The sequence below is a fragment of the Chryseobacterium sp. UF-81 genome, from assembly GCF_058245105.1.
The window spans coordinates 155,560-165,248 of record NZ_JBSIBX010000013.1 but is presented as its reverse complement, the minus strand read 5'-3'; the positions used below and the strand labels follow the sequence as shown (position 1 = coordinate 165,248).

The 9,689-nt window shown below is 36.3% G+C and carries 7 protein-coding genes; 3 read left to right on the top strand and 4 right to left on the bottom strand.

The features are described from left to right. Nucleotides 1-38 precede the first annotated feature (38 nt). Both AC4IFE_RS17270 and AC4IFE_RS17265 read right to left on the bottom strand, forming a co-directional pair. The gene (locus AC4IFE_RS17270) at nucleotides 39-2,192 is read right to left on the bottom strand and encodes an alkaline phosphatase PhoX (protein ID WP_490758384.1); all 2,154 of its coding nucleotides are present in this window, start codon (nucleotides 2,190-2,192) and stop codon (nucleotides 39-41) included. Between the two features lie 366 nt (nucleotides 2,193-2,558). After that, complete coding sequence (locus tag AC4IFE_RS17265; protein ID WP_490758383.1) at nucleotides 2,559-4,388, bottom strand: cytochrome-c peroxidase; 1,830 nt, start codon at nucleotides 4,386-4,388, stop codon at nucleotides 2,559-2,561. 227 nt (nucleotides 4,389-4,615) lie between these two features. Between AC4IFE_RS17265 and AC4IFE_RS17260 the strand changes: the two genes are divergently transcribed. Beyond that, nucleotides 4,616-5,068 carry a hypothetical protein gene (locus AC4IFE_RS17260; RefSeq protein ID WP_490758381.1) on the top strand — a complete coding sequence of 151 codons (453 nt, stop codon included), beginning with the start codon at nucleotides 4,616-4,618 and terminating at the stop codon, nucleotides 5,066-5,068. 19 nt (nucleotides 5,069-5,087) lie between these two features. Continuing rightward, a complete protein-coding gene (locus AC4IFE_RS17255; RefSeq protein ID WP_490758380.1) occupies nucleotides 5,088-5,942 on the top strand; it encodes a nucleoside phosphorylase in 855 nt (284 codons plus the stop codon). Nucleotides 5,943-6,043: 101 nt separating this feature from the next. Here AC4IFE_RS17255 and AC4IFE_RS17250 read toward each other — a convergent pair whose 3' ends face one another. After that, complete coding sequence (locus AC4IFE_RS17250) at nucleotides 6,044-6,802, bottom strand: Rossmann-fold NAD(P)-binding domain-containing protein (protein WP_490758379.1); 759 nt, start codon at nucleotides 6,800-6,802, stop codon at nucleotides 6,044-6,046. A gap of 570 nt (nucleotides 6,803-7,372) precedes the next feature. Between AC4IFE_RS17250 and AC4IFE_RS17245 the strand changes: the two genes are divergently transcribed. Continuing rightward, a complete protein-coding gene (locus AC4IFE_RS17245) occupies nucleotides 7,373-8,071 on the top strand; it encodes a hypothetical protein (protein ID WP_490758378.1) in 699 nt (232 codons plus the stop codon). Nucleotides 8,072-8,228: 157 nt separating this feature from the next. Here AC4IFE_RS17245 and AC4IFE_RS17240 read toward each other — a convergent pair whose 3' ends face one another. Further along, nucleotides 8,229-9,665: a tetratricopeptide repeat protein gene (locus AC4IFE_RS17240; protein WP_490758377.1), complete on the bottom strand. Its 1,437-nt coding sequence runs from the start codon at nucleotides 9,663-9,665 to the stop codon at nucleotides 8,229-8,231. Between the last annotated feature and the right edge of the window lie 24 nt (nucleotides 9,666-9,689).

Here is a 9,689-nt window from a genome sequence, read left to right as displayed (position 1 = left end):
CCCCCCCCCCCCCCCCCCCGAAACCGGATATTAATAATTTACTTTTTTAATAATTTGACAGTCTTCTGGAAACCGCCTTCTGCTTCAATATTTAATACAAGAACTCGTGAACCTTCAAGCTGATGGGTAAAATCAAGATCCAATGATCTGTTAACTCCACTGAATTTCTTCGTATAAACGATTTTCCCATCCAGGCTGTATGCCGTTACAGAAATGTCTTTCAATCCTTTTGGTGAATTGATCTTAACGATTCCGGAAGTAGGATTCGGAGCTACCTCAACTGTGCTTTCAGTATTTTGGGTATCAACAGTTCCCAATGCACCGGCTGTTCCTAAGTTTTGCTTCAAAGCAATAACGATGGTAGCTGATTTTCCTCTGTAATCAATTGTGTTTCCTGTAGCATCAATATCCGTAGAAATCGTAGAGTCCGGATGCTGAATCGAGAAGAAACCAAATTTATGATCCGGTGTGAACGTCAGTCCTGTAGGTTCTGATCCTGCAGGCATTGAAGCGAAAAGTCTCACTTTAGGATTAGCCTGTGTATGATCCGGAGCGATTACCCAGATGTAGTTTTTTCCACCATCCTGAAGTACCCAAAGGTTTCCAAGTTCGTCAAACGTAAGGTTGTCGTTTCCATCACCCCATGCTTCAGATTTCATTCCCTGAGGGGTGTTGAAAGAATAAGCTGTAGAAGCGCCTCCTGCAAAAGTTTCTACCTGAGAAGCAGTTGTTCCGTTATCCTGAAGACGGTATATTTTATCCAATCCTTTTGCTGTAAAATAAATTTTCCCATCTAAAGGGCTGATGTCTACATCTTCCACTCCATTAAATCTTGTTCCTCCTAAGGACTGGGCAAGAGCGGTTGTATTATTCTGATCTGCTTTTACTTTATTCGGAACCTGAATCCATGTGGCTGTAGTTCCCACAGGATCTCCGGAAGTACTTAATCCCTGATCAAGTTTTAATACATAAAGATTTCCCGAAGAAAGATCATTTGGAGTATCCATTACATATTTGTAGACCATATGAGTTCCGCCATCCTCTCCATAATACGCTGTAGTTCCGGCACTGTTTACCACTACATTTTCGTGGTTCATAATTCCCATCTGCCAAAGCTTTCCTTTGGATCCGTCTGTATTTTTGGAAATAACCTGTGCTGTGGCCGGATCAATTTCCACTAACCATCCGTAATCTTTATAACCATCACTGTTTACGTCATTGGAAGTAACAGATTCTTCGGCAGTAACAACTGTTCCCCAAGGGGTAACCCCTCCTGAACAGTTTCTGATTGTCTGAACCAGGCTTGGATCCGAGAAACTTACGGCTCTGGATCTTGTCAGCTGCCAAAGTTTTGTTGAAGCATTATAATTGATCTCAGCCATGGTAACGCCTCCCGGATTCGTTTCATGATTTACAGAAAGGTATCCGTTGGTACTGCTCCCTAATTTCGCAACATAGGCTGTGAAATCATTCTGACCGCCTACCATTCCGCCTCCTTCTGTATAATTATCGGATTCTTTTAAGATAAGCTGATATTTATGTTCCGCCGGGATGATCAGTTTATTGGTTTGCGCAGTGGGAACAATCGATGTAAAACAACTGATGTGCGTCCCTGTACATGCCGGAGGTGGCGTAACAGTAGCTGTTGTTTTTAAATAAGCATCAATTCTGAGATCTGAGCTGGCACCGGTTCTGTTGTGAAGTTCTACAGAAATTCTGTTGGTTCCGTTTACAAATTTAGATTTCGGAATAGAAAAAATATTATAAACACTCTCCGCTGCACCATCTATCGTGGTACTGGAAGGGGTGCTGAAAGTAATGGTACCTACCGGCATATTGTCTCTCACCACTTCTACTCCGTTAAGATAAACCACGATTCCGTCGTCTCTCATTACTCCTAATTCCATATTGTCTGAAAGAGTTGAAAGATCTGCTGTAAAATCTTTAGCAAAATAAGCAGTCGTAAGACCTGAACTGATGGTAGTGGTTACAGGATCTCCATATCCAAGAGGTCCGTTTCCTGTTGTCCACGTTGAAACGTCAAAGCTCTGATCTTTCCATGAATCTGCCAGAGCCTGGTTGTTATCTTTATAGCTCCAGGATGAGTTCTTGCTGAATAAAAAGGTCTGTGCCTGTGCGCTAAAACCAGCCACCATAGCCAGCGCCGCAATTGTAAGTAATTTTCTCTTCATTTTTTAATAGATTTATTAGACTCTGCAAAACTATTTTTTTAGCACGGCACCTCTGTTAATAGGAGTTTAAATATAGAGCGGAGAATATTAATTAATTCATAACCCAATGTTAAGGGAATTAAATAATTGTTAAATAATGCTTTTAAGTTTGAGTGTTGGAGAGTCTAAAGTTCAAGGTTTAGATAAAATGAATGACATAGTTGATATAACTCTCCCAGTATTTACTTAGGAAAGTGGAAATATTGACTAAATGACATAATTTATATTTATCATTAAAACCTAATCCATTACTGATATTCCTAATCTTACAGTTCACACTCTAAAAACTCTCACCCTCAAACCCTCCTGCTCTAAAACTCTCAAACATCACTTGGCCTTACTGATATCCGTTAATGAATTCAGGAAAGCAATGACCTGCTTAATCTCTGTTTTTGTAAGTTTCAGTTTATCCGGTGGCAGCGTTTGATTTTTCATCTTTAAGCCGAGTCCTTCACCTCCGCCTTCGTTATAGAAGTCCATAACTTCTTCCAGGGTATTGAAGGCCCCGTTATGAAAGTAGGGTTTGGTAAGAGCAATATTTCTTACCGTAACGGTTTTAAAAGAATAATCATAGATCCATGATTTTTCTTTTTTCACAGGGCTGTTCCCTCTTCCAAGATCCTGGTCCAACTGAACAGGAAGCTGATTAACGGGCTTAATGGTTATGCCCAAAACTTCGGATTCATTCTCATTGAAAAACGGCGGTACAAGACCTGAAAAATGTGGTGCAAAATGACATGTTGCGCAGTTGGCTTTTCCCATAAACAGGTTGTATCCTTTTTTAACATCTTCAGAGACTTCTTTTTCATTTCTCATAAAACGGTCGAAATCACTGTCAAAAGAATACAGAGAAGCTACATAAGAACTTAAAGCTTTGGAAAAATTTTCTTTGTTTATTTTACCGTCTTTAAAAGCAGTACGGAAAGCTTTCTTATACTCAGGCTTTGTTTTTAATTTTCTGATGATGTCCTCATAACTGGTATTGAACTCATCATCATTGTAAATCACATGTTCTGCCTGCTGTTCCAAATAAAAGGCGCGAAGATCATAGAAAAATCTTTTGGCAAAAACAGCATTGTACAAAGACGGAGAATTTCTCAGAACTGTTTTACCTTCCACATTGCTCTGGGACTTTACTTTAAGATCTGTAAAAGCATTTTCCTGAAGATGACAGGCCGCACAGCTCATTTTGCCGTTTTGACTCAAATTCTGATCATAGAAAATAGATTTTCCCAAACTGCGGAGTTCTTTATTATCTTCAGAAGACTGCAGCAAAGTATAGAAGTACGGGTCCAGGAAATCGCTGCTGAATAGATTTTTACTCTTTACGTTCCAGCCGGAAAATTCTTTAAGGTCGTCTGCTCTTCCGTCCCATTTCCCAAATTCTTCATACAGAGGCTGAATGTATTTTTTATAAAACTCAATTCTGTCAAAGGTTTCAAAATCTTTATTCACGGAAACATAACTGATTCCTTCATTAAGGATCTGATTGGCTTTCTGAACATTATAATTTTTAAAATAGGCATCGTCATTGATGTATGTTTTTATTCCGGTAAGAGCATGGCCGGCTTCCTCTGAAATATTCAGGGAACCTGGTGTATCAAAGCCTGTAACACCCAATGTATAAATTCTTATCAGTTCTATCCTTAAGGGCAATGTTTTATTGTTTCCCCGGCTTAAACCGTTCTTTACAGCGCTGAGATAAAAGCTTGAATAGGAATTGTACAGAAAATCTGTAATGGTCTTTATCTTTTCTTTTTCGTCTCCGGCCTCATCGGAAAATATCAGCTCATCCAGAACCTGAAGCCCTTCCGGTGGCAGTGTATAGGCAGATGTTCCCGCAGCTTCTATATGAAACAGCGGAGCGGCATTAAGATGTGTTTTCGTGAATTCCGGGTAATGGTACGCGATGTAAAATTCTATTTCTTTAAATGAATTCCGTGTATTGCTTAAAGATTTCCTAAGCTCTTCGAGAGAAATCTGATCTTCAGAGAACTTATATACGTCTGATTTCAGCTGATCCAGCCTGTTTTTAAAATCTGAAAGGCCTCTGTTCACAAAGGTATTCTCGTTTTCTTTCCCCTTATCAACCGGGTTAAAAGACATGACAGCCAAACCTATCAAAACAATCACAGCAAACAGCGGATATAATCTCATGAATTTTTAGCGACAAAAGTACCGTTCTGATGTTATCATAAGTTTAACGCCAGATTAAAAAATGTTTATATTTTAGGTAAAATATTTTTATTAATTTTAAACCCCGAAATCAAATTCATTATACTTAAGGACGGCCGATTTCTTCACGCCGGTTTAAAAATGATGACGTAAGGTATTGGGAGAGGATTTTTAACATCATTTCAGCAAATTAAAAACAAAATATTATTATGAAAACAAAAGTATTATTCGCATTTGCGGCTACTTTTCTTTCCATCTGCGCATTTTCGCAGAAGAAAGAAATGGCCGTTTACGCAGAGAAGAAAGGCAATGATTATTATCTGATACGCCTGGAAGAGGATAAACCTGTACCGAATGTTTATGTGTATTCCAACGGAGTTACAAAACCTTACAAAAAGTATACGGATCTTAAGGATGTTGTCATGGATTTTCCCGGCATGATGGACTCGAACAATTCCACAAAAGAAGAAATGGTTTCTGTCCTTAAGAAAGGAGATAAGTTCTATGAAATCACCACCCAACGGAAAGATCCGAAAAATTTTGAAAAGACCATTATTACAGTCTATGAAATATTCCAGGGACAGAAAAGAATCGTAGAAGAATATGATACGATCTATGATCTTGCCGGATCCCCTTACAAAGACGCTATTTTCATTAATTAAAAAAACAAAAATATAAATTATGCTAAATAAACTTGCTGCCTCAGAGCTGGTGCTGAATGATGACGGAAGTGTATACCACTTGAATCTTTTACCTGAAGATATTGCTGATAAGATTATCCTTGTGGGAGATCCGGACAGAGTGGCAAAAGTTTCAAAATATTTTGACAAAGTAGAGATCAAAAAAAATAAAAGAGAGTTCTACACCCATACCGGAACGCTTCGTGGAGAAAGAATTACCGTGATGTCTACGGGTATCGGAACAGAGAACATTGATATCGTGATGAACGAGCTTGATGCCCTGGTGAATATTGATCTTAAAAACAAAGAATTCAAAACGGAACATAAAGCACTTGAGCTTTTCCGTATGGGAACCTGCGGCAGTGTAAATCCAGATGTACAGGTGGACAATATGCTGGTCACCCAGAATGTTGTAGGTCTGGACGGGCTGATGCATTTCTACCAGGATTACAGCTTCGAGAACGAATTTTCCAAAAGTTTCATGGAGAAATTCCCGTATGAGAAGATCAGACCGATGCTTTATTTCTCAGATTGGGCAGAGGAAATGGGGGATTATTATAAAGATGCCAAATACCACGGAAATACGGCTACTTTCCCGGGATTCTATGCTCCGCAGGGAAGACAGCTGCGTTTAAAAGCGGTTGATGATAAGTTCCTGGAAACACTGAATGATCTTGGAGTAACCAACTTTGAAATGGAAACCTCAGCAATTTATGCCCTTTCCAAACTGCTGGGTCACAAAGCAATTACAGTAAACAATGTTATTGCCAACAGAAGACGCGGGGAATTCTCTGCAGACCATCATGCTTCTGAGAAAAACCTTATTGATTGGGTATTGGAAAGAATCATTAAATAAAATTCCAAGGACTGAAATTTAAAATCCAAACATCTGCGTGATCTGCTCTATCTGCGAAAATCTTTATTATTTCCGTTTGCAGATCACGCAGATTTCTTACTTCAATGGAAATACCTCGGATCCGGATATTTAAATACAAAATCCAGATCTGAAATTAGTTTTGAAGATAAAATAATTTTCCCATCCCCTACTGCTTGTTCAGGAGATGGCAGATTTTTCTGGGCATTGATGACCTGAGCTTTTGACGGATGCTGCGGCGCAGACACATTGTACAGTTTTCCTTGTGAGCCTTTTTCTATCATTTTTTCAATCACACTACAAATATCTTCATAATGGATATGGTTCACCGGAGCTTCCAGGTTTGAGATATTATAATTTTTCAGAAGCCGGTTATCTCCCATCAATCCTGCTAATCTCAAAATATTGGCCTGTGGATATTTACTTTTGATCATTCTCTCTCCCTGAACCTGATCTGAAGAAAGATTTTCTTCTGTATATTCTCCCGGACTATCCGGATACACGCCGGTAGAACTCATCACGAACATCTGCCCTTTAAAATCTCCGATAAATGAAAATAAATGCTGAACCCTGTTATACAATGAGCTTGCACAGCAGCTTTTGCCGGAAAGCGGAATGGTAATAATGAGAATATCTATGTCTTCAATCTCATTCCACCTGGTAATCTTTTCTTCCAGCTGAAAATCCGGGAAACTGGCGACTGAAGAATTATGCCCTTTAGAGGATAATTCATCTGCTTTACTTTCTGTAGTAGTGGTAGCATATATTTTATATGGACCGGACATGATATCGGCAATCCTTAATCCCAGCCAGCCACAGCCTATAATTCCTATTTTCTTCATAAATTTTCAAATGTATGTAATGCTGTAATTTTCTTTCCCCTTTCTATCAGCAGAGCATCCACAAAATTAGATCAATTTATACACTCAGCAATCTTTTGTTTTCTGATATTCACTTTTATTTAGAAAGAAGACTGGAGAAGCAGGCAAAAAGTTATATTTTACAAATAATTCCTGATTGATTATAAACTGGGAAAAATGTGTTTCAATCCTCTTACTTTATTTTCTGAAACATATTTCTGCTGTCCGTATTTTTCTTGGTTGCTTCTCAGTAGTATATTCAATTTATATTCACATAACCGGTGCAAAAGTCTTTCCTAATTAAATTTAAAATCAGCTCTTCAGATGGTTCGTATAGATGTAAATATACTTTTCAAAAAACAGAAACTTCATGAATAATATTTAAAACAAAATCAAGAATTATTGTTAGCATATTGTAAACTCATTTTCAAAAAAATAAATTTAAAACACTGATAACAAACATATTAAAATGATGTAGTGCCTATGTAGTAGCCCAATTTTATTTAAAAAAAAAAAATTAATATATCATTGCAACACAAAAAATATACTCATATGAAAAAATTATTAATTACGTTACCGTTACTTACCTCTTTTGCCGGATATTCCCAAGTAGGTATCAATACCACTACACCCTCTGCTGCTTTTGACATTGTAAGTAAAGGCAATACCAACGCTACCAAAGCTTTGGAAATAAATGACAATACCAATAAGGAACTGATAGGGGTTTCAGACATTGGTGCAGTACGTCTTGAAAATTACAAAAACATAGCTTTTTTAGGAACAGATGCTAATGGTAACCTGAAAGCAGGAGACGCATTGAATATTCCTTCACTTGCTACAATAGCTTCAGGAATTCCTAGCACGGTCAATATTCCGGCTGCTACTGATACTATTATGAAATTTACTCTTGATAAGAATGATCCAAGCAACATTTCATACAACACTACTAATGGAGAATTTACCGTAAATAAAACAGGATATTATGGTATAACAGTCTATTCAAATTTAGATATAAGTATGAATAATCCAAGTGGTGGAACAGCTATGACGCAAATTAGTACAGGTAGTACTTTTTCAACTTCACTCGCACAAAGTTCGAACAACTATGGTGATGGATCTGCTGGATCATACCAAACTACAAGTTTTACACAAAAATTTAACATTAATGATAAGTTTGTTGTTAAAACAAGCTTTACAAGACCAAGTAAATTAGTAAAAGCTTCGATAAATGTAGTCTACTACGGACAATAGTGATAGCTATTTCAATTAAAAAATGATTCTTAAAACACAATAGTCAAATTATTTATTAAAAGTTAAGTTACCCTAAGGAAGTTTAGCTCTCAATGTAAAATTGGGAGCTATTTTATTTTCAACTGAGAAATGTTTAAAAATCTACAGGTTTAGCAGATTATGTCTGATCCAGGTTTTTCATCCAGACATAAATATCCTGATCTGAGGGGATATTCAGTTTTTTTCTCAGCCTGCTTTTTCTGGTTTGGATAGACCGCGGAAGAACAAAGGTATAATTAGCAATTTCTTTAGTCGAAAACTGTAAAAATATAAGTGCACAAAATTTGATCTCAGTGCTCTGCATGGAAGGCTCAATATCAAGTAGTGCCTGCTGAAAATTAGGATATATTTCTAAGAAGCGTAATAAAAAAGAAGAATCATTTGTCTTGGCTAGCTGTAGCACTTCATCAAAACTCACTTTATTTTTTTCATTAGACAGTTCATTTCTGAGATTCAATATGATCTTTTGCTTATTCTTTTCCTTTCTCTTTCGCACCAGATAAAATGAAATTAAAACCAAACAAAATCCACTTCCCAATCCTACATATATCCAATTTTGCTTTTTATGATTTTTCCTCTCCATATGATTGATCAGAAGATTTACTGTAGCTTCAGTAACAGGTATATTAGCATTATTCAAACTGTCAGATAATCTTCCGGATAACAAGTTATATTTATCATTATTTACTTCATCATTATTTTTTTTATAAGCTTCTGTTATTAAATTATAAAGAAATAATAATTCATACTTACTATTTATGTTTTTAACATAATGGATAGCTGATTCATAATCTTTAATAGCATCATCATAACGATGCTGATGAAAATTTATCAAACCTTTTGTTTTGTAATACCTATAGCGATTATTACCCAATATGTCTTTAGGGGCAGTTTTTATTAAATTAATGTAATAAGCAGCCGAATCAATTTTTCCTTCTTCAATTTTAATTTCTGATAAAAGAAAATGGAACAGCAAATTAAAGCATCGCAGACTCTTAGATAATTTATGCTCCTGTTTACTCAAAGTTTTAATAGCTTTTTGTTCATTTACAGTAGCCGAATCATATTTCCTCATAAGCTTATAACTAAACCCAATATCGCTATACGCCAACGAAATATATTTTAATTTAATAGAATCGGTCAAAGCTGCTTGTCTTGACATAACAATGATTTCCCTAAGCTCCTTTATACATTTATCATATAAACCAACATTCATATAATTAGTACTGTATAAAAACTTGAGTCGTATTTTCCCTTCTAAATCTTCTAGAACATATTTTTCTTTTTCAGCCCTTTTTAAATACGATAAACCTTTTTTAAAATCCCCATTAAAAAAGTATCTCTTAGAAAGAGTCATATAAGCTATTGCAAGGCCTTTAGAATAATTGATTTTCTTAGAATATTCCAATATTTCATTAGCTTTTCGAATAGATTTATCATACTCTCCCTTCCTTGCATAAAGATCAAACTTTTGTGATTCACCATCTATATATTGAGGTGTGATTTTGGGTTGATAAAAAAAGAGAACAGGCATAAAAAATAAGAATAATTTCATAGGCTAAAAAATGTAGATAAATTT